Genomic DNA, 22,522 nt, shown 5'->3' with positions numbered 1-22,522 from the left:
CGATGCGGATCAGCGGGCGCCTTCGCTCCTCAGGTTCTGAACGAAACCGTAGAACGTGTTGGACGGCGTTCCGCCATTCGCGAGGTAGTCGGTCTTGACGGCGCTGAGCCTGTCGTTCCGCCACGCCCCGTTCGCGATGTCGTTCCCCAGATTGAACACGCGCGCGGCATTGCCGCTGAAAATCGCCTGCTTCACCGGTCCGTCCGCCGCGCCCAGCGGCGCGAAGCCGTACGCTTTCTGCATATCGTCCGGTATCTCGATGCGGCGCAGCGCCTCGATCTGCCATTGCGGCGAACCGTACCAGACCGAATCCGTGCCCCAGATAACGCGGTCGGACCCCATTTTCTGGATGAGCTGACCGAGGATCGCGGCCGCGAGCCGCGGATGTGTGACGGCGCAGCTGCCGAATGTGGTTCCAAGCTCGGCATAGACATTGTTGACGCCGTACTTCTCGGGGATCTCCGCCAGATCGGTGACCCAGTCGATGCGTTGTTCCTTTTCGAAGCGCTGCAGTTCCGGCTCCGGCGAGCTCAGCAGCGGACGAAAGCCCGAATGAAAGATGACGAACGTCAGCTCCGGCCAATCCTTCGCGGCCTTGCCCACGTCATCGACCTTGGCGTGGTGCCAGTGGTCGAAGATATCCTTGTAATTGTCCGGCAGGAGGCCCTTGTGGACGCAGACCGTGCGGATTCCGGACCGGACCATCTTTTCATAGCCCGGATACATCACCTTCTCGTCGTCCATCCGCCACGGGTACTTGGAATTCACGAACGGATCGCCGAGCGTGTATCCCTTCCAGCCGTCCGGCTTGTGCACTTCGATCGCCTCGTCGATCGCGTCCAGCCAGCCGTCCTGCCCCGGCCAGATCACGGAATGGCAAAGCATCCGGCGTGATCCCGAAACGCGGTTGAAGGCATGACGCGTCGCCGCCAGCGCGGCATTGTCCATGAAGACGTTGTCGCCATGTTCGGCAGGCGCCGCGCTGATCAGGCCGATCTTGGTGTCACTGTCGAAAAAGACTTCCTTGGCGAAGTTGTCGAGCTTGAAGCGATCGTTGGTGATCCCTTCCTTTTCGAGAATCGGATTCCATTTCTTCGCATACTCGCCGAGCGCAATGAGGGATTCGGAAGGCTTGAAATCGCTGCGCACGAAATGGAGCTGCGAATCGACGATCATCTGGTCGCGGTAGCGTTCGCGTACCTGCAGCGCCTCACCGAGATCGGCGGCCTCCGCCGTCGAAACATTGAAGAAGTCGCCGAACACGCGATTCATCGCGAGGAACGAGGCCGCCATCCCCGCCGCGCTGACAAGGAACGAGCGCCGCGGCATGTGGTTCTTCGAAGCGAAAGTCTCGCTCAGCGATTCGATTTCCCGTTCGACGCGCTTCTGGTCGTCGGTCTGCTCGATCGGCATGAACTCGCCGTTGGTGATCATGCGGGTCGGGATCGGGTATCCCGACGAGACTTCATCCGCACCGACAAGTGCCTTTTTCTGTTTCTCACTGAGCCACACGCCGCCACCTCCATTTCAGCTTTCCGGCCAGCCGGCCGGCATCGTTCTCAAGCCTCGCCGATCGGCTTTCCGATGACGAGCTCGCACACCTCGCCCGACGTCCTGATCGCTTCGGGCAATCCGGTGGGATCGAGCAATCCGCCGAACTTCAGACGGTTCTGCGCGTGGGCAAGCTGGTGCAGCGCGAAGCCACGATCAATCGCCTGCTGCAGACCTTGCGCGTCCAACGAGCCGTTGATCGCCTCCTTCGCCATCTTCAGCGCGAAAGCGGGTTTCGCGGCGATCTTTCGCGCCAGTTCCAGCGTCGTCTGCTCAAGCGCGTCCAGCGGCACCACGCGGTTCACCATGCCCCACGCCAGCGCCTCGTCGGCGGTCCACCGGTCCGTCGTGAAGAGCTTTTCCTTGGCCTGCCGCGCACCCAGTTCCCAGGCGTGGGACAGGTACTCGACACCGCCTACGCCGAACGCGACCACGGGATCCTGAAAGAATGCGTTCTCCGCTGCTATGATCAGGTCGCAGACCCACGCCAGCATCAGGCCGCCGCCGATGCAGGCACCGCGCACCTCGGCGATGACCGGCTTGGGGATCGACCGCCAGCGTCGGCACATGTCGAGAAAGGCCTCGCGTTCCCAGCCGTACCAACCCTCGATACTGTCGAGATCGATGTCGGCCCACGTGGATGTCAGCGGATAATCGCGGCCCACGGCATCGAAGGTCTGGTCCTTCAGATCGTGCCCGGTGGAAAAATGTTTCCCGGCACCGCCGAGGATGATCACCCGAACCGCGTTGTCGTGCGCCGCCCGCACGAACGCGTCGTTCAGGGCATAGGTCATCGCGACATTCTGGGCATTTCCGGTCTCGGGCCGGTTGAGCGTGATGCGCGCGATACCGGCGCTGTCTACGGCATAAAGAACGGGAGACGACTCGATTTGCACCAATATTCCCCTCACCCGGATCATCGCGATATTGATATTTTTGATTTATGATTCATAGATCATTTTTAAGCATGTGACTACCGAAAATTTTGCGCGTTCGCATTGAAATCCTTGTTACTGCCGTTCAGGCGTCCGTGGGACCGCCGGAACCGTCCGCGACAAGTGCATCAGTACCGCCGCGCGGGCCTCAGGCGCGATGGTCCGACACGAGCGCGCGCAAACTGTGCGCGGTAAAGCGTTCATAGGCATCGAGAACGCCGGGCGGGATCGGGTGGATCATCCAGTCCTTCACGCCGTAGTTTCGCAGCAGGTTTATCCGCGCGCCGACCAGCGCGGTCGCGATCACCTTCAGCTCTTCCAGTTCGAACTGGCCGGCCAGTTCCGGGGCCATGTTCCGCTTCAGCGACTTCGCGTATTTCTCGACCGCGGACTTCTGGTAGCGCATATAGGCCGCGGGCGCGAAGAGTTCGGCCTCGGCCATCACACGGTACATGTAGGGATGCCGGTTCAGATATTCGAAGTTCGCGAGGAATCCGCGACGCTCGGCTTCCACGACGTTCATGCAGTCGCGAACAGCATTGCCGATCTCGTCGGCCATTTCGGTGCCGAGGGTCGGCAGGATCTGGTCGAACAGATCCTGCTGCGAAGCGAAGTGCAGATAGAAGGCGCCGTGAGCGATACCGACGCTGAGCGTCAGGCGCGCGATCGAGCAGCCGGCATAGCCATGCTCACCGATCAGCTTTCCGGCCGTCTCGATGAGAAGCAGGCGGGTCGCCTGATCCTTCTTGATACGCGCGTCGCTCTTTCCGCGCCGCGCTGCCGCCTTCACCACGTCCGTACGCTCCTTTCCGGCCCTGTCCTCATCCGCCGGCAGCGGGGCTTTCCAGCGCCATCTGCCGCAGCACGTTTTTCCTGACCTTACCAGATGGAGTCCGCGGAAAGTCCATCAAAATTTCCAGCCGCTCGGGCACCTTCTGCGGGGCGAGCCGCTCGGCCAGCAGAAAGTCCGCGAGGTCTGGCAACGAGAGCGCCTGCCCTTCTTCCACTATGACATAGGCGCATACGCCCTCGCCAAGCCGGGCGTGCGGCATGGCCACGACGGACGCTTCGGAAACGGCCGGGTGGCGATGCAGGTAGTGCTCGATTTCCCGGGCGCTGATGTTCTCGCCGCCGCGGATGATCAGGTCTTTCTTGCGATCGGTGATCAGGATCGCCCCGTCGTCGCGATAGATGCCGATGTCGCCGGTCAGGAAGAAACCGTCCGGCGTGAAGCTGTCCTGATTGTCCTCCTCGCGCATGTAGCCGCGAAACAGCGAGGGGCCGCGCACGGCGATCTCGCCCTCGCTTCCGCGCGGGAGGTCCGCGCCGGCATCGTCCAGCACCCGCACCTCGTAGTCGACGACGGCGCCGTCCGTCGTGGCGCCGCGGCGCGCCGGATCGCTTCCCGGAAAGCCCAGCGTGATATAGGGCGCCTCTGTGCTGCCGTAGACGCGAAACGCCGGCTTCTGCCTGAACGCCGCATTGGCCGCATCGATGACCGTCTCCGGCACCGACGCGCCGCCGCAGGCGAAGACCCGCAGGCTGGGAAGATCGGACGCCGCCGCCAGCGCCGAGGCCGTGAGTTCCTTCAAAAATGGCGTGGCGCCGACCGTTACCGTGGCCTCGTGCGTGTCGATCAAGGTCACCGCGGCGGTCGAATCCCATCGCTCCATCAGCAGGCCGCGGGTTCCCGCCATGAACGGAAGCTCGAGGGCATTGCTGTAACCGGTAGCGTGCGTGACCGGGGACGGCATGAACACCACGTCGCCTTCCCGCACGCCCCAGTGGTCGGCGCTCACCGAGATCGCGCGCGCCAGCGTGTTGTGATCGTGCAGCACCGCTTTCGACAGGCCGGTGGTGCCCGATGTGTAGAGCAGCAGTTTCGGGCTATGCGGCGACACTTCAGGCCAATCGAGGCGGCGTCCGGCGCCCGCCGTCACCAGATGCCGGAAATCGAGCATCCCCGGCGCGCCGCTGCGCACGGTCACGATGTGCAGGTCGGGCAGCGACGGCTTCAGCCGTTCCAGCATCTCCGTATAGGAAAAGCCGCGAAACGTGCCCGGGATGAACAGGACCCGGCTTCGCGAATCCCGCAGCATGAACGCCAGGTCGTTGTCGCGGTAGATCGGCACCAGCGGACAGCACACGAGGCCAAGCCGGCAGGCGGCGAGGTTGATGACCGCGGTCTCCGGCCAGTTGGGCAACTGGAAGCTGAGGACATCGCCGGGCCGGAGGCCGAGATCTTGAAGGCTCGCGGCCAGCGCCTCTGCATCGGACATCACCGACGCATATGTCCACGGCGCATCCTCGCCGACGAACACGGCGCCGTCCGGATCGGCAAACGCGTGGTCGAGCGCATCCATGGCGACGGTCCGCTCGCGCCAGACACCCGACGCAGCATAGTGGTCGACGGCCATGCAGTTACGCGTCGTGCCGGACATCAGCGGCTCCCTGCTCCGTGAGTTCACATATCACGGCGTCGGCCAAACGATCGAGATGCGCCTCGGCCACGCCCCAGTTCTGGGCGAGATACAGCAGGCTCTTGAGATACCGGCCCGCCGCGCATTCCTCGCTCATCCCCATGCCCCCGTGAAGCTGGATCGCGGCCTCTCCCACGAAGCGCCCGGCCCGGTCGGCCGTGATCTTCGCGGCGGCGGCCAGCCGGGCCGCGAGCGGCGAGCCCGTATCGATCGCTTCCGCCGCCGTCTTGACGATCGCGGCGGACCGGCGCTCCGCGATCATCATGTCGACCAGCCGGTGCTGGAGGACCTGGAAGTCCGCGAGCGCCCGGCCGAACTGCCGCCGCGACCTGACATGCTCCAGCGTCAGCTCGTTGAGCGCGCGCATCGCCCCGGCCGCCTCGGCCGCGGTCGCCACCGCCGCTGACAGGCCCGCCTTCTCCATCGCCGCGGCCACCGAAGGTACGGCAAGCCTGCGATCGCGGGGAACGAACACGCGATCGAACACCACCGTGGCTGCGTTTCGATCGTCGATCATCGGGTAGCCATGCAGTTCCAGCCCCTCCGACACCGGATCCACGAGATAGAGACCGTCCTCCCGCCCCGCCGACTGTGCGACGACCAGCAGGAGGTTCGCATCCCCGGCGTGCGGAACGCAGAAGCAGCGCCCCGTGAGCCGGACGCCGCCGGAGTCCGCCGACGCCGCCACGCGCCCGTTCTCGCTGCCCGGCGGATCGTTCCCCGACCCGACGAGGCCGAGGACCAGCGAGCCGTCGCAGATTCCGCCCAGCAGCGTTTGCCGCTGAGCCACGTCTTCCACGTGCAGTGCGAGTTCCGTGCCGACGACCGCCGTCAGGGTGATCGGTGCCTTCAGCAACGCACCGCCGATGCCGCGCGCGACGATCAGATAGTCGGAAAGCCCGCCGCCCATGCCGCCATGCGCTTCGGGGACCATGATCCCCAGCCAGCCGAGATCGGCGTAAGCCTTCCAGCCCTCCACCGCCGTGCCCGCATGATCCGCCGGGCCGTGGTCCGTGAGAAAGCGGCCCACCTCGTGCTCGAACAGCCGGGCGATTTCCGGTTCAAGCGTCGCCATTACCGGCCGAGCCCGAGCACGGAGCGGGCGATGATGTTGCGCTGGATCTCGTTGCTGCCGCCGTAGATGCTCAGCACGCGCGAATAGAGATATTCGCGGACGCTGCCGGCGAACTGCGCGGCGCCGGTCATCGGACTCTCGGCCGAGAGCCCCGAGGTGTCGTAGGCCAGCCCGTGAAGGCCGATCGCATCGATCGTCATTCCGTTTATCCTTTGCAGAAGCTCGGAACCGACGATCTTGAGCATGGAGGCGACGGGGCCGGGATCGCGGCCGTTCTGCGCCTCCGTCAGCAGATCGAGGCAGGTCGCCTCGAGCGTCAGCGTTTCCGAGTAGATCTCCGCGAACTTCAGGCGCCAGTGCCGGTCCCCGGAGAGCGATCCGCTTCCGGACGGCGTCGCGCGCGCGATATCGAGCAGCCGCCGCAGCAGCCGGCGCGCCTTGCCGACCTCGGCGGTCAGCAACCTTTCCCGGTCCAGCAGGAACTTGGCCTGGGTCCAGCCCCGGTTTTCCTCGCCGACAAGGTTGGCGACAGGCACCTTCACGTCATCGAGGAAAATCTCGTTCACGTGATGATACCGGTCGATCGTCGGGATAGGGCGCACGACGATGCCGGGCGCCGACATGTCGAGCAGCAGGAAGGATATGCCGTCCTGCGGCTTGCCCTCGGTCGAGGTCCGCGCGAGCAGGAACATCTTGTCCGCCCAGTGCGCATAGGAGATCCAGATCTTCTGACCCGTCACGCGATAATGATCGCCGTCGCGCACCGCCCGCGTCGAGAGGCTGGCGAGATCGGACCCCGCACCCGGTTCCGAATATCCTTGTGCCCACCAGATTTCCGAACGCCGGATCGGCTCCAGATGCGTCCGCTTCTGCGCCACGTTGCCGAAGGTGTAGATGACAGGCCCCACGTAGGACACGCCGAAGGGGACCAGCCAGGGCGCCCCGGCGGCGTAAAGCTCTTCCTCGAAGATCCAGCGCTTCAGCGCGCTCCAGCCCAGCCCGCCGTGCTCGGCGGGCCAGTGACCGGCGAACCAGCCCTTGCGGTCCAGCGCCCGCTGCCACGCGATGTAATCGTCCTTTTCCAGCTTCTGATTGCGCAGCACCTTCGCGCGGATATCCGCAGGCAGTTCCTCCGCACAGAACTGCCGCACCTCTTCCTGAAAGGCCTGCAACTCGGATGAAAGCAGCACAAGCTTCCTTAAATTTGATTATTGAATCATTGGTCATAATTCTCACCCGGCACGGTATAATGTCAAGGGATGTCGCTCCGGAAACGCCCTGCATCGCAAACGGCGAGGGGCCCAATTCCTCGAATGAACGCGGAAACAACCGGCAGAAATACAAGAATAATTTTTCCCGTGACCCAGGCTGCCGCATGACGGCGCCACCCATTTGCCTCAGTCGGCTCCCCACAATGCGGTATCGTCGCCCAATACCGGCCTCGTTATCCGGTTCTGCCGGAGCAGACCCGGCGACCACAGCCAGACCCGCGTTCCTGTCCTGCGACACCCGGCAGCAGCAGGTCCGGATGAAACGACCTTGACATCCCGTCGCCGTGCATGAAGATAATGACTAATGAATCAATAATCAAAAATATTCCGAACGCGAACGATGGCCGGGCCGCACAGCTTGACGACAGGGGATCGCACATGGCTACCGAGGCGAAACATCTGACCGATCTCTGGATGTCGGCGGAGATGGAACGGTTGCGCTCCGGTCCACAAGAACGGGCGCAGGAGCTTGCCGCGTTGCAGGCGGACATCGAACGCCAGCTGCTCGAATTGCCCGTTGAAGAGACCCGCGCCCCTGCCCCTCCCCTGATTCCGGCCGAATTCAGGGCGCACGATCCCCGGCGCAAGCAGCCCGCGATCGTGATCGTCGGCGCGGGTGTCGGCGGCATCTGCATGGCCGTGCGCCTGCGGCAGGCCGGGTTCACCGACATCACCATTCTTGAAAAGGCGCAGGGGCCCGGCGGCACGTGGCATCACAACCGGTATCCCGGCGTCGCCTGCGACGTGTCGTCCTATTATTACTGCTTCAGCTTCCATCTGAACCCCGCATGGTCGCAGATGTTCGCGCCCGGTGAAGAAATCCGGGCCTATCTTCAGAATGTCGCGGACGCCTACGGCATCACGCCATTGATCCGCTTCGATTCCGAGGTCAGCTCCTGCACCTATGAGCAGGACCGGTGGCGTATCCGCCTCACCGGAGGCCGCGCGCTGGATGCGGACATCCTCATTTCGGCGGTCGGCTTCCTACACGTCCCCTCCCTTCCGGACATGGCGGGCCTCGGCACGTTTCGCGGCAAGGCCGTGCACAGCACGCAGTGGGATCCCGGTCTCGATCCCAGGGGATTGAAGATCGGCGTCGTCGGCACCGGTTCGAGCGCCGTGCAGATCGTCTCCGCGCTTGCGGGCAAGGCCGAAAGCGTGTCGGTGTTCCAGCGCACGCCGCAATGGGTCTTTCCCTATCCGAACGAGCACTATTCCGAACAGCGCAAGCAAATGCTGTCGCGTTACCCGGAACTCACAGGCCGTTTGTTTGAATTTTTCGCCGCTTGGTACAATGGCGAGTTCGGCACGGCGGTCGTCGGCAACCGGGACGCGCAGGATATCTTCCGTGCCGCCTGCGCCGCCAACCTCGAAGCGATCGAGGACGAGGAACTGCGCCGCAAGCTGACGCCCGATTATCCCATCATGTGCAAGCGCCTCGTCTTTTCGAGCACCTATTATCGCGACCTGCAGAATCCATCCGTTCATCTGGTGGCGGAGGCTGTCGGCAAGGTCGTGCCCGAGGGCATCGTGACGGCGGACGGCACGCTGCACGAACTCGATGTGCTCGTGTTCGCGACCGGCTTCCAGACCCACGCGTTCTGTCAGCCGCTGAACATCTCCGTTGCGGGCGGCCCATCCCTGGAAAACAGCTGGAAAGATGGCGCGGCGAGCTTCGAATCCGTCGCCGTCAGCGGCTTTCCCAATTTGTTCGTGCTGGGCGGGCCTTATTCGACGGTCGGGAATCTCTCGACGATGAGCTGCACCGAATTGCAGACCGCCTACATCATGCGTCTGATCAACGCGCTGGAGGACAGCGGCGCCGATACCGTCGTGCCGCGCGCCGAGGCCCAACAGCGGTTCATCGCCGAAATGCAGAGCCACGCGCGGGACACGATCTGGCTCTCAGGCTGCAAGAGCTGGTATCTTGACGCGAACGGCACGGTCACGATCTGGACCCGGACACCGCAGGAATTCCGGGAACGGATGCTGGGCGGGCCGGACCTCTCCGATTTCGCGTTCCTCCCATCCCCGAAAAGCAGGGATCGCGATCCCCGAACAGGCGATAGCCCGGGCGCTGGGCGCGGCCTATCCGTCAGCACTTCACGTCGTGGATGAAAGACCATGGGAAAAGACTCTGTAGCGTGGCTGCTGCTCGGCGCAGCCTTCATCGGTCTCAGCGCGCCGGCTTCGGCAAGGTTCGTCGGGCGCGTGATCGGCCTGCACGACGGGCAGCCGGTTCCGCAGGCGATGGTGACGCTCTCCATGCCTTCCGGCACGGCGGGGCCCGCCGCCATAACCGTGTTCACCGACGATGAGGGGCGCTTCACGTTCGAGGATGCGAAAACCGCTCCCGACACCGGACTCGCGGCGGATAAGCTCGGCTTCCGGCAGGTCAAGAGCGCACCCGACGCGCAGACGGGCGGGGAAACGACGCTGTTCCTCGAACCGACCGCCAACATAGCCTTTCAGGCCCCGGCATCGGCATGGTTTGCCCGCGCCCCCGCTAGCAACGCGCGGAACGTCACCATCGCCAGTTGCTCGAGCTGCCACCAGACCGGCAGCCCGAAGATGCGCGACTATGCGGCGAAGATCGACGCCGTCCGCGGGGGCCCGGACGGAGACCGCCGCGCGCTCGAGGAGTGGCGGAAGGTGGTGCGCCACGAGGCATGGCGCACCATCGTCAAATACATGCGGACCCAGCACTACTCTGTGCTTCCCATCGAAAGCGCGATGAACCTCAACGCCATCGACTGGCCCACCGCGATCGACGCCAATCTGAATTTCTTCACCGAAAACCAGGGTGAAACCATCGCGCAGTATCTCGCCGGGAATTTTCACGGGGCGATGGACCAGCTTTCGGTCGATGACTATTCTCTCGGCGCGCCGCTCGGCGTGACGGCCAGGACCACCATCAGGGAATATCCGTTCCCGAGCGACGCGCTCGTGCGCGAGCTCGTGCCGTCGCCCAAGGACCCGTTCTTGTGGGGTGCGGACGTCAGGCGCAACCTGCTGGCGAGGCTGGACCCGAAAACCGGCATGACCAAATGGTATCCCGTCGATTTCAAGGGATCGACCGGACCGCACACGATCGTGCCGGACGATGCCGGCCATCTCTGGGTCTCGATGGTGGACAACGACCAGTTCGGCCGCTTCGATCCGAAGACAGAACGCTGGAAGCTGTGGACCCTGCGGCCGGGCAACCTGCCGACGGACCCGTCGCTCGCCGGCGCCGCGATCGTTCACGACATGTCGATCGACTCGCGCGGGCATCTGGCGCGCGATCAGGCGGGGCGTATCTGGATCACGCTCGTCGGCACGAACCAGATGGGGTCACTGCACCCGGATTCCGGCGAGGTCTCGTTCTATGACACGAACACGATCAGCGGCCTCAGCGCGATCAATCACCTGATCTATTCGACCGTCCTGTCGGAAGATGGCCGCTACGCATGGTATTCGCAAGTCAACGGCCATGTCGGCTGCTTCGATACGCTGACGAACAAAGTCACGAAGCTGGTCGAGTTCGCGGAAGGCACGGGCCCGCGCCGGATGATGCGGGACAACGCGGGGCGCCTGTGGGTCGCCCTGTTCGGCACCGGCCAGGTGGCAAGCATCGACATGCGCGCGGGCCGCGTGCTTCAGACCTACGATCTGCCGGACCGTGCCAGCGCGCCCTATGCCGTCACATGGGATGAAAAGCGCAAGGCCGTGTGGGTCGCAACGGCCAACAGCGACTCCATCTACCGGCTCGACCCGGGCAGCGGCGACGTGACCGTCTATCCGCTGCCGCGCAGGATGGCCTTCCTGCGCCAGATCGCCGTGCATCCGCACACCGGGCAGCTCGTCGCCACCTACGGCAATTATCCGGCCGGGTCCGGTCCCTCGATGGGTCTTCTCATCGACGTCGGCGACTGATCGGAAAGGAGCGATCGATGCATTTCCTGTTCCCCGCCATCCTTTTCGCCGGTGCGGCCGCCGCCGGAAACCCGGCCGAGGAGGGCACGCTCTGGACGCGGGACGAGGCGCGGATCGTGTTCAACGATCTCGGCTGCAACGGCTGCCATGATATCGAAGAAACCCGTATCGGCCCCGCCTTCCGCGATGTCGCCGCCGTCTATGAGGGCGCGGATGCCGTCGCGGTCGAGCGCCTGAGGCTCAAGATCCAGCGCGGCGGCGCGGGGACGTGGGGGCAGGTGCCGATGGTCGCCTACCCGCGCATGTCCGACGAGCAGGCGCGCCGGATCGCGATCTGGATACTGGCACAGCGCGAGTCCGGCGCCTCCGGGGACGATCGCCCCAAATAGCCTCTCTCGCCACCATTTCGCGTGATGGAAACCTGCATCGGTTGGCTCCAAGTGCATGGGCATGGTCCCTCCGGAGCCCCCTGATGACGTACACGGTTGAAGTTCGCTATTCCGACGGCGCAAGTCGCACGCTGGCGGTTGGACCGGCGCAGACGATTCTCGATGCCGCGGAAGATGCCGGTGTTCCGATCGTGCATGCCTGCGAGGCCGGTGTGTGCGGCACGTGTGTGGGAAAGTGTCTGTCGGGTCGCTATGAGCAGGGCCATTCGATCGGGCTCAGCCAGCCCGAGAAGGACATGGGCCATATCCTCGCGTGCCAGACCCGTGCCGCATCCGACTGTGTCATCGCGTTCGACTATCCTCTGGCGGACAATGCCGCGCGCGTCCTCTCCGGCACATGCACAGTGGCCGCGGTTCGCAGGTTGTCCGAAAACGTCGTATTGCTCACCCTCGATATGTCCGGGTTCGACAGCGCGTTCGCAGCGCGGCCGGGACAATTCGCCCAGTTCAAGGTTCCCGGAACATCGGAATGGCGCAGCTACTCCTTCACCGACGCGGATTTCGCGGGCGATGAAGCCGTGTTCCTGATCCGCCTGCAGCCGGGCGGCGTGATGTCCGCCTATCTGGAAAGCGCTCGCTCCGGCGATCTCATCGAGATGCGCGGCCCCAAAGGCAGTTTCTGGCTGCGCGACGTGAAGCGGCCGATCGTGCTGGTGGCGGGCGGCACCGGCCTTTCCGCCGTGCTGGCGATGGCCGAGCGGCTCGTCGCCGATCGGGCCTCCGTACCGGTCACGCTGTATTACGGCGTCAATGAGGCCCCCAACCTCGTGCTGACGGACCGGCTCGAACGGCTTGCGGCGGCGGTTCCGCATTTCCGCTGGAAAGGCATCGTCTCGGCAGCCTCGCCCGGCTGGACCGGTGCGACCGGGTTCGTGACGGACCTGTTCGATGCAAGCGATTTCAACGACGGCAATGCCGACATCTATCTGTGCGGCCCCGCACCCATGGTGGCGGCCGCGCGCGACTGGGTTGAGAGGCACAAGCTCACCGCGACGAATCTCTATTTCGAGACGTTCCTGCCCAGCGCCCGCAGGCAAGGCGCCAACGACGCGAAAACGCCGGTTGCCCTCCCCGGCCCGGACGCGATGCGAGCGGCAGGCCGGGGAACCGCTGTCGTCATCGGCGGCTCGATTGCGGGAATCGTCACGGCGAAGGCGCTTTCGGAACATTATGAAAAGGTGATCGTCCTCGAAAAGGACCAGACGCACCGGCGAAGCGAAGGGCGCCCCGGCGCGGCGCAGGGCTGGCATCTGCACCATCTGCTGATCGCCGGCCAGCGGGAAGCCGAAGCCGTCTTCCCGGGCATCATCGACGACATGGTCACGGCAGGCGCATTCCGCGTCGACATGGGCGAGCAATACCGCATCCTGCTTGCGGGCTCGTGGAAGAAGGTCGTCAAGAGCGGCATCGATATCGTCTGCGCCGGCCGCCCCCTGCTCGAATGGTGCCTGCGGCGGCGGCTCGATGACGAGCCCGCAGTCGACTACCGCTACGAGCAGACCGTCCGCGATCTGGTGTTCGACCCCGATTCCGGAAACGTGCTCGGCGCGGTCACGGAATCCGGCGAGGTCGTGGCTGCGGAACTCGTCATCGACGCGGCCGGCAAGAACACGCCGGTCCCGGAGATACTTTCAAGACACGGCTTTCCGGTGCCTACGCTCGAGGAAGACCACATCAGCTGCTTCTATTCCACGATGTATCACCGCGTTCCCGCCGAGCGCGTCTGGAACGACAAGGTGATGGTTCTCAGCTACTGCTATCGCCCGCACCAGAAATACTATGGATGCCAGTATTACACCGACAGCAGCAGAACTGTCATGGCGACCACGCTCGTCGGCTACGATTGCTATGATCCGCCCCGCAACGCGCAGGAATTCAGGGCTTTCGCCGACCGTATGCCGACCCCGGTCATGGGGGAGGAACTCGATCACTACGAAGCGTGCTCGCCGGTCTATAATTTCCGCTATCCGACAATGCAGCGATACCGCTACGAAGCGCTCCGCCACGTGCCCGGCGGGCTGGTCGCGGTCGGCGATTCCCTGTCCAGCGCCGATCCGATTTCCGGTGCGGGCATGACCAAGGCATTGCTCGAAATCGGCAAGCTCCGCGATGCGCTTCGCGTCTCCGATCTGCGCGATCCCGAAGCGGTAAGGGCCTATTATCGGGACGTGTCCGGCCTCGAAGATCTGGTCTGGGCCGTGATCCGGGAACAGAACCTGCGCTTCCCGTGGATCAAGGACGTTGAGAAAAAGCGCCCGCGCTTCGCAAGGCTGCAGAACTGGTACATCGACCGCATCATGGAACTTATGCACGACGCACCGGATATCTATCGCCTGTATCTGTCCGTCACCCACTTCGTGTCGCCGCCGGGCGTTCTCATGCGCCCGGCGGTAGCAGCAAGGGCGATCGGAAAGTGGCTCTTCACGAAACTCACGTTCCGCAAAACTCTTATCGAACGGAATTTCGGCAAGGCGCCCGTCGCCTGACACGGCTGCCTGTCCGGCTGCATGGGGAGGAAAAGAATGGATACGTGGAAACACGGCTTTGCCGATGTCGGAGGCGTTCGCCTTCATACCGTGGAAATGGGAGAAGGCCCGCTCGTCATTCTGGTCCACGGCTTTCCGGAACTCTGGTATTCGTGGCGCTATCAGATCCCCGCGATCGCCGAACAGGGCTACCGTGTCGTCGCGATCGACCAGCGCGGCTACGGCCTGTCCTCCAAATTCTGGCAGACGGATTGCTATCGCCTGCGCTTTCTGGTCGCGGACCTCGTCGGGCTGGTCCGCGCGCTCGGCGAAAAGACCGCGATTCTCATCGGCCACGACTGGGGCGCGCCGGTCGTCTGGACGGCGGCGTGGCAGCACCCGGAGATTTTCACGGGCGTGCTCGGCATGAGCGTGCCGTTTTCCGGCCGGGGCCAGATCGCGCTGCCGGGCAACCCGTTCGGCGAACTGCCGCCGCACGAAATCCACAGCCGTATCTCGGGCCCCGATCTCGATTTCTATCAGGTGTATTTCAGCGGGCTTTCGGACATCATAGACGAGATTGAGGCCGATGTGTCCGGCTGGGTCCGGGATCTCACGTGGAGCGTTTCCGGTGACGCCATGATCGCGGCCGGCTTCTCCCTCGAAGGCGCCGACCCGATCGAACTGATCCGCGGCGGCGCCCTGTGCCTGCCGCGCGGCGCCCGCCTGCGCGACCGCTTCGCGGTACCCACCGCGATGCCACACTGGTTCACGGAAGATGATCTCAAGGTCTTTGTCGACGCGCTGCACGGCAGCGGCGTTTCGGGACCGCTCAGCTTCTACCACAATCTTGAGAACAACTGGCACGATCTGGCGCCGCTTGCCGGCCGTCCACTCACGTCTCCGGCGATGTTCCTCGGCGGCGAATTCGACGTCGCCACGTGGTGGGGCGCGGAGGCGATAGACCGGGCGTCCGAGCACATGCCGAACTGGATGGGCAGCACCGTGCTGAGGGGTGCCGGACACTGGATACAGCAGGAAAAGGCCGAGGAGACCAACGCGGTCGTCGTCGATTTCCTCCGCCGCCTGCGCCCCGGAGCCTGATCCCTCGATTGCGCGGACGCTTTCCCCCGGACGCGTTATCGCGGGCATCACCTGCAGCAGGCTAGCTTGTCCATCCGGACGGCAGGTTCCCCTCGAACGACACACTCGATCGAAAAAGGAAGATTCGTGGCTTCACTCGACGGCAAAACGGTGCTGATCACCGGCGCGGCAACGGGAATCGGGCGGGCGATCGCGCTTGCATGCGGCGGTGCGGGCGCGCGCCTCGTTCTCGGCGATATCGCGGAACAGGAGCAGGATGATCTCGCCGCCGCGCTGCGTGCGCAGGGCGTGCCCGTCCATGCGCAGCGCTGCGACGTGCGCAGTCAGGACGAGATCGACGCCCTCGTCGAATCTGCTGCTGCGCGCTTTTCGGAGCCGGATATCGTCTTCGCCAACGCAGGCATCGAAGGCCGTATCGGCCAGCTCTGGGAATACGAGGCCGATGAGGTCGAGAGCGTCATGAACATCAACTTCATGGGCGTCTGGCGGACCCTGAAGGCCATACTTCCGCGCATGGTTGCGCGCGGCCGCGGATCGGTCGTGGCGACGGCCTCGGTGGCCGGTCTCGTGGGCGCGGAGGGGCTGCCGATCTACGTCGCCAGCAAACATGCGATCGTCGGCCTCGTGCGCTCGGCCGCCATTTCCGTTGCGGCAAACGGGGTCCGCGTGAATGCGCTCTGCCCCGGCATGGTCCAGACGCCACTACTCGATCGCTTGATCAGCCACGCACCCGGCCTCGGCGAGACGCTCATGGCCAAGAAGCCGATGAAGCGCCTTGGGCAGGTCGACGAGATCGCGCGGGCCGCGCTGTGGCTGGCATCGGACGAGGCCAGCTTCGTCACCGGCCACGCACTGGCCGTGGATGGCGGCTACACGGCGCAGTAGATCGCGCCCTGACGATTGCCTCAGGCGAAGCAGACGCACGCAAGGGGCTACAATGCGGAACTATGATATGCTCTCCTCATGCGAGGGGAGCAGGAAAAGCCGCATGGGTTCACTGGGCGTCTGGATTGGAAAGAAGGTCGAACAGGTCCTGGGCCGGTTTGAAACATTGACCGAAGATCATGACGGGCGCCTTCGCCTGTTCAAGGTTGAACGCGAGCTGATCTGGATCCGGCGGCTGACGCTGCTTGCCTGGGGCCTGGCGCTGTATGCGGAAAACCGGTTGCATATCGCGGGCACGGCCCTGCTGTTGTCCGGCTTTCTGTATATGGAAGGCTTTCACTGGTATCTTCACCGTGCCGGTAATACCGCCCGCCTAACCCGGATCACCGCCGCCGCGGACTCGATCCTGGCCTTCACGATGGCTCTCACCGTTGGCGGCAGCGCCTCTCCCTTCATTCCGCTTTTCTACCTGACGATCGTCGCCGCGGCATTCCGTTTCGGAGCCCGGGCATCCGTCAACATCCTTCTCCTCAACCTGTTTCTCTTCCTTTCGCTTGTCGCCAGCGATCTTGCGCAGGGCCATCCGGTTTCAACGGCACCCTATGTCCTGCTCTACATGGGCGTTGCATTCGCGCTTGGCGCGATGCTCTCGAACTGGGCCGCGGCCAATCTCCATATGGCGATCAACCGGGCGCGCGATCTCGGACGGGAACGCGACCGCTCGCTGTCGCTGCTCCGCCGCCTCATGAACGCGCAAGAGGAAGAGCGCCGCACGCTTTCCGAGGATTTGCACGACCGCATGGGAGAACGCCTCTTCTCGCTGGGTCACGGCCTCGACGCCTGCGTTGCTACGGATATTCCCGAAACCGTGCGGACCCAGCTCGTCGGGCTGCGGCGGGAATTGTCGTCGTGCACGTCCGACATGCGCGCGTTCATGAACGAGTTGCGGCCAAACGTCCTTGATGAACTTGGTCTTTGCGAGGCGGTCGTCGAGTATGTGTCATCGATCCGGGCGATCATTCCGTTCGAGATCGCGCTCGATCTTGATCCGGACCTCGCCAGCTGGCGTTCGCGTCAGGACGCGATGCTGTTCCGGCTGATACAGGAAGCCATTTTGAATGCGCGCAAGCATTCCGGAGCCTCGCGCCTCGACATTCGCCTGAAGCGCGAACAGCAGGGCACGAGCCTCATCATTTTCGACAACGGCTGCGGCTTCGATCCGCAATCCGTTCCGGCGAGGCATTTCGGCCTGATGATGATGCGGGAGCGCGCCGAGGCCAGCGGCGGGGAATTGAAGATCGAAAGCACGCGGAACGCGGGCACGCGGATAATCATAAGATATGGGGATGATCATGGCTGCACCGATCAAGGTTTATCTTATCGATGACCATAATGCCGTTCGCGAGGCCGTCGCCACGATGCTCGAAAGCATCGATTCCATCGTCGTCGTCGGGCAGAGCGCCGATGCGGAAGGCGGTATCGCGGAAGTCGGCACCCTGAAACCAAGGGTCGTGCTGCTGGACCTTCGCATGCCCGGCCTCAGCGGCCTTGCGGCGATCTCGAAAATTCTTGAGAACAGTCCGGAATCGAAGATCGTCGTTTTCTCCATGTACGACAATCCCGCCTACGTGTGGGAAACCATCAATGCCGGCGCGAGCGCCTATCTGCTGAAGACCGCGACGCGCGACGAGCTGGTGCGTGCGATCCGGGCCGTCGCGAAAGGCGGCGGATATCTTCAGGCGGAGGTGACCATGCCCCTTCTCAAGCGGTTCGCGCATGATGCGCGCAGCCTCGACAGCCGCAAGACCCTGACGCTCAGGGAAATGCAGATGCTGGAATGCCTTGCCGACGGCCTGTCCAACAAGGAGATCGCCAATCGCCTAGCCCTCAGCGAGGAAACCGTGAAGTCTCACATAAAGAACCTCTATGAGAAGCTCGGGGCTTCGGACCGTGCGCATGCCGTAGCGATCGCGCTTCGCCAGAGCATCATCGAGTAGACCCCCCATCTGCGCCGCGGACCTCACCGGAAAGCGGTATCGCGGACCACCCCCGCGCACTCTACTCTTCCTTGTGCTTGGGGGGAGCACGGCCAGACCCGAAAAGGGCGCGCCGAAAGATCGGGATCGACCGATTGAATGCCGACCACCCGAAAAAATGGGCGCTATGGGAGGATCGGAATGTCGAACAGATTTTGGATGTTGTCGGGTGCGAGTGCCGGAACGCTGATCGCAGCCTGCGCCCTCCCGGCATCGGCATTTGCCCAAACCGACCGTCCCGTTGACGACACGGGCATCCAGGAAATCATCGTCACGGCGCAAAGGCGCGAAACCAATCTCCAGACCACCGCCGTCTCCGCCGCGTCCCTGTCGAGTTCGGCGCTGGAGGACCGTTCGATCGGAGACGTCGAAGCGCTCGGCAAGCTCACGCCCAGCATGGACGTCTCGATCTATCAGGGCGAGGCCCAGATCTATATCCGCGGCATCGGCTATTCCGGCCTCATCGGCGGCACTGACAGTTCGACCGCGCTTCACCTGAACGGCGTGTATCTCTCACGTTCCTCCGCCGCGGTCCCGGGTTTCCTCGACGCCGAACGCGTCGAGGTCGTGCGCGGCCCGCAGGGCACGCTTTACGGCCGGAACGCGACCGGCGGATCCGTCAACATCATCCCCAGGGGCCCCAATTCCGAATGGGGCGGCGAGGCCTCGCTGATCGTTGGAAACTACGATCGCTACAGTCTTTTCGTCGCCGGCGGCGGCCCGCTCGCCGGCGATGCGCTCACCTTCCGCGCAGCCGTGCAGATGGAAGACCGCGACGGCTACACGCGTGTCACGCGCCCCGGTGGAACCCATGACCGCATCGAGGACAAGCACGATATCGCGGCCCGGCTGAGCGTTGGCATCCAGCCCTCCGAACGTCTCGAGATCCTGCTCAGCGGTGACTATTACAGGGCCGACGATGCCGCCACGCTCTGGCTCTACAAGGGCCCCGGAGCGGCGAACAACCCCTACCTTCGCGCCTATATCGCCGAGCACGGCGGCACCCGCCCCCTGCCCTATAGCCGGGACATCGAATCGGATGTCGAGAACATCAACAAGCCGGAAATCTGGGGCCTGTCGGCCAAGGTGACGCTGGACCTCGATTTCATGACGGTCAGGTCGCTCACCGCATACCGCCGCACCCGGCCCTACAGCTTCAACGATCTCGACATCACGTCGGTCCACGCCACCACGCAGCTGCGCGTCGAGGATCATGACCAGTGGAGTCACGAATTCCAGTTCAGCTCTCCCGGCAACCGGGATCTGGAATGGATTTTCGGGCTCTATTATTTTCAGGAGAAGAATAACGTCCGCAACGAATATGATTTCCCGTTCGTGGACGGCATGCTCGGGCTCCCGCCGGTCCCGGATTGCTGCCTCCTCAAGCTCAACGGCACGGCCAAGACAAAGGCTTACGCGGCGTTCGGCGAAATCAACTACGACGCCACCGATGCGCTGAACCTCGTGGTCGGCGGCCGCTACAGCAGCGAGAAGCGCAGCGGCGGAAACGCTGTCGAGTTCGTCAACGTCCTCAACCCGTTCTTCGATAACATCGCCGCGTTCGACCCCAAGACGTTCAAGAGCTTCACGCCCAAGGTTGGCGTGAATTTCATCCCGGCGGAAGGCATCTTCCTGTACGCGTCGGCCTCGCGCGGCTTCAAGAGCGGCGGCTTCAACGTCGGCAGCTACCAGAACACGCCGTTCGATCCGGAAAAGATCTGGGCCTACGAGATCGGCGCCAAGGCCGACCTTCTCGATCGCCATCTCCGCCTCAACATGGCGGCCTTCTACTACGACTACACCGATCTCCAGATTCAGGACGTTGAGGGGCAGAACATCGTCATCCGGAACGCCGCGAGCGCGGTCGTGAAGGGCTTCGAGTTCGAAAGCGTGGCATTGCCGGCGCCCGGGCTGCAGGTCGATTTCGGATTCACCTATCTCGACAGCAAGTTTCAGGACACCTGCCTCGCGGACCCCAAGAACCCTCTCCCCGCGCCGCAGCCCGGATGCACCGGGCCGGGCGAACGGAATCTGGACGGCTTCCAGCTGCCGCGCGCCCCCAAGCTGAAGCTCGCGGTCGGCGCCCAGTACGAGCTCGACATGGGAGATCACGGCCGCCTCGTCCTGCGCGGCGACTACGCCTGGCAGAAGCGCGTCTATTTCAGCGCCTTCCAGGTCCACGACCTCTCCCAGAAGGCTTACGGCTGGTCGAAGGCGCGTCTCACCTACGTGGCGCCCGGCGATCGCTGGCGGCTCGCCGCCTTCATCGACAACATCTCGAACGAAAAGGTGATGTCGAACGCGACCTACATCGCCGATATCGTGGACGCGCCGATCTTCGGCGTGATGGCGGCGCCCCGCACCTACGGTGTTCAGGCCAGCGTCAACTTCTGACAGGATCGGAGACCGTCATGGGAAATCAGGACAGCGACACCCACGCGCGCAATGTCGCGGCCGTTCACAGGTGGGCCGAGCTTTACAATACCGATGTCGCGCGGATGATCTCGGAACTCTACCATCCCGATGCGACGATGGGCGTGATGGGCAGCGGCGAGATCTCCGACCCGGAACCGTTCAAAGAATTCGAACAGGCCGTCCTGCGCGCCGCGCCACGTCGGTACATCCGGATTCAGGCGACCTATCCCTTCGAAAACCATGTCGTGGTCGAATCGCTCCTCTTCGATCCGGACAAGGGAGCGAACTGGTCGCTCCCCTTCTGCACCATCCTGACGTTCCGGGACGGGAAGATCGCCACCGACCGCAACTATCTCGATTTTTCGCAGTGGCCCGCGGCGGCATCAATTCAGCCTGAGACGGTACCGGCCTGACTGGCTTTCGATTTTCCGACCTTTGCAAGGCTCTCCCCGAGCAGATCAGTACCTTCTGGACAGGGCTAAGATACGAGGCGTTTGGTAATCCATACCTGGTTTGAGCGCTTTGGCGTAAAGTCCGCGCGCGATAGCGCGTTCGATGACATAGCGCCCGGACGTGCCTGGGAGAACACGTTGCAGCTTCGTCGCTTGCCCAAATCGTGGGGCAAGGCTTTGGCCACAAAGCTACTGCCGAAGCAATCTCTCGACTTTCACGATCAGCGGTAAACCGAGAAGGAGCAGGATGACGGAGACAAGAACAAGAGCGTGGCGAAGACCCGCTGCATCCCCTGCGCTGGCCGAGGAGAGAGCCCCGACCAGCGTCGGCGACAGGCCAAGGCCGATCAAATTGACCACCAAGACATAAAGCGCGGAAAGCTGGCCGCGAACCGCCGCCGGAGAAATCGTTTGGATAAGTGCCGGAATCACGCCGATCGGCAGGGCCAGCACGAGATGGAGTGCCGCTGCGGTTGCAAGCAATCCGGTGGCAGTAGATACAAATCCCATCGCGAATGTTAGGGGAAGCGCGACGGCTGCCGTAAAGATTGCGATCCGCGCGTGCGGTGAGGGTGAACCGCGCGTCTGAAGATAATCGGCCGCCCATCCCCCCATAAGCAATCCGGCAGGGCTGGCGATAAGAACAACGAGACCGTAAGTGGTGCCCACCACTTCAGGCGACATACCGTATTCGCGGCCCAGGACAGCCGGCATCCAGGCCAGCAAGGCATAAGATGATGCGATGACCCCGGACATGCCCAGGAAAAGACTTGCGTAGAGCATCGGCTTTTCGCGCAGTGCGGTCACCAGCGACAAATTTCCAGCAGCCCCGCCAAGTACATTTGCCTCTGGCCGGACTTCACGAATCATCGCGATCAAGGGCACGAACAGAAGACCCGGCAGGGCAAGAACGATGAACGTCTTCTGCCATGGAGCAAGGTCAAGGAGCCAGTGCCAACCCGCATCGCCCGACGCAGAGAAGAAACCATAAACCTTGCCTGCAAGATACATCGCTACTCCGGCGCCGACCATGCTGCCGAGCTGGAAGAGGCTCATCGCGCGGCCCAGCGAACGCTTTGGGAAACGATCGTGGACGATCCCGTAGCTCGCCGGTGCCAAACCCGCCTCCCCCGCGCCGACCAGTATCCTGGCGAGGAGGAGCTGCGTGTAGTTCCCGGCAAGACCGCAGGCCGCGGTTGCGGCACTCCAGACACCAACCCCGACCATGATCGTGCCCTTGCGCGACCAGCGATCCGCAAGCCAGCCGAGCGGCAAACCCATGCCCGCGTAAAACAGGCCGAAGGCGACACCATGGAGAAGGCCGAGTTGGGCATCCGAAACGCCCAGATCATCCTTTATCGGATTGACAAGCAGGGACAAGGCGAACCGGTCGACGAACGAAAAGATCATCGCGCTCATCAAAAGCGCCACAACCAGCCAGTCCGTCCAGCGACCTTTCGCCCTCTCCCCCACCCGCTCCGTCATCATG

17 protein-coding genes are annotated in these 22,522 nt (G+C 63.6%); 10 read left to right on the top strand and 7 right to left on the bottom strand.

Translation table 11 applies throughout. From position 1 onward, the window contains the following. Positions 1 to 9: 9 nt before the first annotated feature. From ACFQ00_RS13625 to ACFQ00_RS13600, 6 genes are all read right to left on the bottom strand, one after another. Positions 10 to 1,512 carry an amidohydrolase family protein gene (locus tag ACFQ00_RS13625; RefSeq protein WP_381491814.1) on the bottom strand — a complete coding sequence of 501 codons (1,503 nt, stop codon included), beginning with the start codon at positions 1,510 to 1,512 and terminating at the stop codon, positions 10 to 12. Positions 1,513 to 1,559: 47 nt separating this feature from the next. Beyond that, positions 1,560 to 2,447 carry an enoyl-CoA hydratase gene (locus ACFQ00_RS13620; RefSeq protein WP_381491812.1) on the bottom strand — a complete coding sequence of 296 codons (888 nt, stop codon included), beginning with the start codon at positions 2,445 to 2,447 and terminating at the stop codon, positions 1,560 to 1,562. Between the two features lie 187 nt (positions 2,448 to 2,634). Beyond that, a complete protein-coding gene (locus ACFQ00_RS13615; protein WP_381491810.1) occupies positions 2,635 to 3,279 on the bottom strand; it encodes a TetR/AcrR family transcriptional regulator in 645 nt (214 codons plus the stop codon). A gap of 28 nt (positions 3,280 to 3,307) precedes the next feature. Next, positions 3,308 to 4,927 carry an AMP-binding protein gene (locus ACFQ00_RS13610; RefSeq protein WP_381491807.1) on the bottom strand — a complete coding sequence of 540 codons (1,620 nt, stop codon included), beginning with the start codon at positions 4,925 to 4,927 and terminating at the stop codon, positions 3,308 to 3,310. Then, positions 4,908 to 5,996: an acyl-CoA dehydrogenase family protein gene (locus tag ACFQ00_RS13605; RefSeq protein WP_381491805.1), complete on the bottom strand. Its 1,089-nt coding sequence runs from the start codon at positions 5,994 to 5,996 to the stop codon at positions 4,908 to 4,910. The genes ACFQ00_RS13610 and ACFQ00_RS13605 overlap by 20 nt, the downstream gene beginning before the upstream one ends. A gap of 44 nt (positions 5,997 to 6,040) precedes the next feature. Continuing rightward, positions 6,041 to 7,231 carry an acyl-CoA dehydrogenase family protein gene (locus ACFQ00_RS13600; RefSeq protein ID WP_381491800.1) on the bottom strand — a complete coding sequence of 397 codons (1,191 nt, stop codon included), beginning with the start codon at positions 7,229 to 7,231 and terminating at the stop codon, positions 6,041 to 6,043. Between the two features lie 459 nt (positions 7,232 to 7,690). On the opposite strand from ACFQ00_RS13600, the gene ACFQ00_RS13595 reads away from it, so the two are divergent. The 10 genes from ACFQ00_RS13595 (at position 7,691) to ACFQ00_RS13550 (ending at position 20,994) form a co-directional block, all read left to right on the top strand. Continuing rightward, on the top strand, positions 7,691 to 9,430 hold the full coding sequence (locus tag ACFQ00_RS13595) for a flavin-containing monooxygenase (RefSeq protein WP_381491799.1): 1,740 nt from the start codon (positions 7,691 to 7,693) through the stop codon (positions 9,428 to 9,430). 6 nt (positions 9,431 to 9,436) lie between these two features. Continuing rightward, entirely contained in the window at positions 9,437 to 11,227 is a 1,791-nt protein-coding gene (locus tag ACFQ00_RS13590) for a hypothetical protein (RefSeq protein ID WP_381491796.1), read from the top strand. Positions 11,228 to 11,244: 17 nt separating this feature from the next. Further along, complete coding sequence (locus tag ACFQ00_RS13585) at positions 11,245 to 11,616, top strand: c-type cytochrome (protein ID WP_381491794.1); 372 nt, start codon at positions 11,245 to 11,247, stop codon at positions 11,614 to 11,616. Between the two features lie 83 nt (positions 11,617 to 11,699). Continuing rightward, positions 11,700 to 14,162 (top strand): 2Fe-2S iron-sulfur cluster-binding protein, encoded by a 2,463-nt coding sequence (locus ACFQ00_RS13580; protein ID WP_381491792.1) that lies wholly within the window; start codon positions 11,700 to 11,702, stop codon positions 14,160 to 14,162. Between the two features lie 36 nt (positions 14,163 to 14,198). Next, the gene (locus tag ACFQ00_RS13575; protein ID WP_381491790.1) at positions 14,199 to 15,245 is read left to right on the top strand and encodes an alpha/beta fold hydrolase; all 1,047 of its coding nucleotides are present in this window, start codon (positions 14,199 to 14,201) and stop codon (positions 15,243 to 15,245) included. A gap of 126 nt (positions 15,246 to 15,371) precedes the next feature. After that, positions 15,372 to 16,130, top strand: a complete 759-nt coding sequence (locus tag ACFQ00_RS13570) for an SDR family NAD(P)-dependent oxidoreductase (protein WP_381491787.1) — start codon at positions 15,372 to 15,374, stop codon at positions 16,128 to 16,130. 103 nt (positions 16,131 to 16,233) lie between these two features. Then, complete coding sequence (locus ACFQ00_RS13565) at positions 16,234 to 17,517, top strand: sensor histidine kinase (protein WP_381491785.1); 1,284 nt, start codon at positions 16,234 to 16,236, stop codon at positions 17,515 to 17,517. Further along, a complete protein-coding gene (locus tag ACFQ00_RS13560; RefSeq protein WP_381491782.1) occupies positions 17,483 to 18,127 on the top strand; it encodes a response regulator in 645 nt (214 codons plus the stop codon). Before ACFQ00_RS13565 ends, ACFQ00_RS13560 begins: the two co-directional genes overlap by 35 nt. A 180-nt stretch (positions 18,128 to 18,307) precedes the next feature. Then, on the top strand, positions 18,308 to 20,560 hold the full coding sequence (locus ACFQ00_RS13555; RefSeq protein ID WP_381491779.1) for a TonB-dependent receptor: 2,253 nt from the start codon (positions 18,308 to 18,310) through the stop codon (positions 20,558 to 20,560). A 17-nt stretch (positions 20,561 to 20,577) separates the two neighbouring features. Next, a complete protein-coding gene (locus tag ACFQ00_RS13550) occupies positions 20,578 to 20,994 on the top strand; it encodes a nuclear transport factor 2 family protein (protein WP_381491777.1) in 417 nt (138 codons plus the stop codon). 228 nt (positions 20,995 to 21,222) lie between these two features. On the opposite strand, the gene ACFQ00_RS13545 is transcribed toward ACFQ00_RS13550, so the two are convergent. Beyond that, a complete protein-coding gene (locus ACFQ00_RS13545; RefSeq protein ID WP_381491775.1) occupies positions 21,223 to 22,521 on the bottom strand; it encodes an MFS transporter in 1,299 nt (432 codons plus the stop codon). Position 22,522 lies beyond the last annotated feature (1 nt).

The sequence above is a fragment of the Sphingosinicella xenopeptidilytica genome, assembly GCF_042676985.1.
Classification (GTDB): Bacteria; Pseudomonadota; Alphaproteobacteria; order Sphingomonadales; family Sphingomonadaceae; genus Sphingosinicella; species Sphingosinicella xenopeptidilytica.
Note: the sequence above shows the minus strand (reverse complement) of the source record. Positions and strands in the feature narration are given on the sequence as shown.

What these genes read in the sequence shown, in the direction of transcription:
- ACFQ00_RS13610 (WP_381491807.1), bottom strand. Translation starts at nt 4,927, where the DNA reads ATGTCCGGCACGACGCGTAACTGCATGGCCGTCGACCACTATGCTGCG.
- ACFQ00_RS13595 (WP_381491799.1), top strand. Translation starts at nt 7,691, where the DNA reads ATGGCTACCGAGGCGAAACATCTGACCGATCTCTGGATGTCGGCGGAG.
- ACFQ00_RS13590 (WP_381491796.1), top strand. Translation starts at nt 9,437, where the DNA reads ATGGGAAAAGACTCTGTAGCGTGGCTGCTGCTCGGCGCAGCCTTCATC.
- ACFQ00_RS13585 (WP_381491794.1), top strand. Translation starts at nt 11,245, where the DNA reads ATGCATTTCCTGTTCCCCGCCATCCTTTTCGCCGGTGCGGCCGCCGCC.
- ACFQ00_RS13580 (WP_381491792.1), top strand. Translation starts at nt 11,700, where the DNA reads ATGACGTACACGGTTGAAGTTCGCTATTCCGACGGCGCAAGTCGCACG.
- ACFQ00_RS13575 (WP_381491790.1), top strand. Translation starts at nt 14,199, where the DNA reads ATGGATACGTGGAAACACGGCTTTGCCGATGTCGGAGGCGTTCGCCTT.
- ACFQ00_RS13565 (WP_381491785.1), top strand. Translation starts at nt 16,234, where the DNA reads ATGGGTTCACTGGGCGTCTGGATTGGAAAGAAGGTCGAACAGGTCCTG.
- ACFQ00_RS13560 (WP_381491782.1), top strand. Translation starts at nt 17,483, where the DNA reads ATGGCTGCACCGATCAAGGTTTATCTTATCGATGACCATAATGCCGTT.
- ACFQ00_RS13555 (WP_381491779.1), top strand. Translation starts at nt 18,308, where the DNA reads ATGTCGAACAGATTTTGGATGTTGTCGGGTGCGAGTGCCGGAACGCTG.
- ACFQ00_RS13550 (WP_381491777.1), top strand. Translation starts at nt 20,578, where the DNA reads ATGGGAAATCAGGACAGCGACACCCACGCGCGCAATGTCGCGGCCGTT.
- ACFQ00_RS13545 (WP_381491775.1), bottom strand. Translation starts at nt 22,521, where the DNA reads ATGATGACGGAGCGGGTGGGGGAGAGGGCGAAAGGTCGCTGGACGGAC.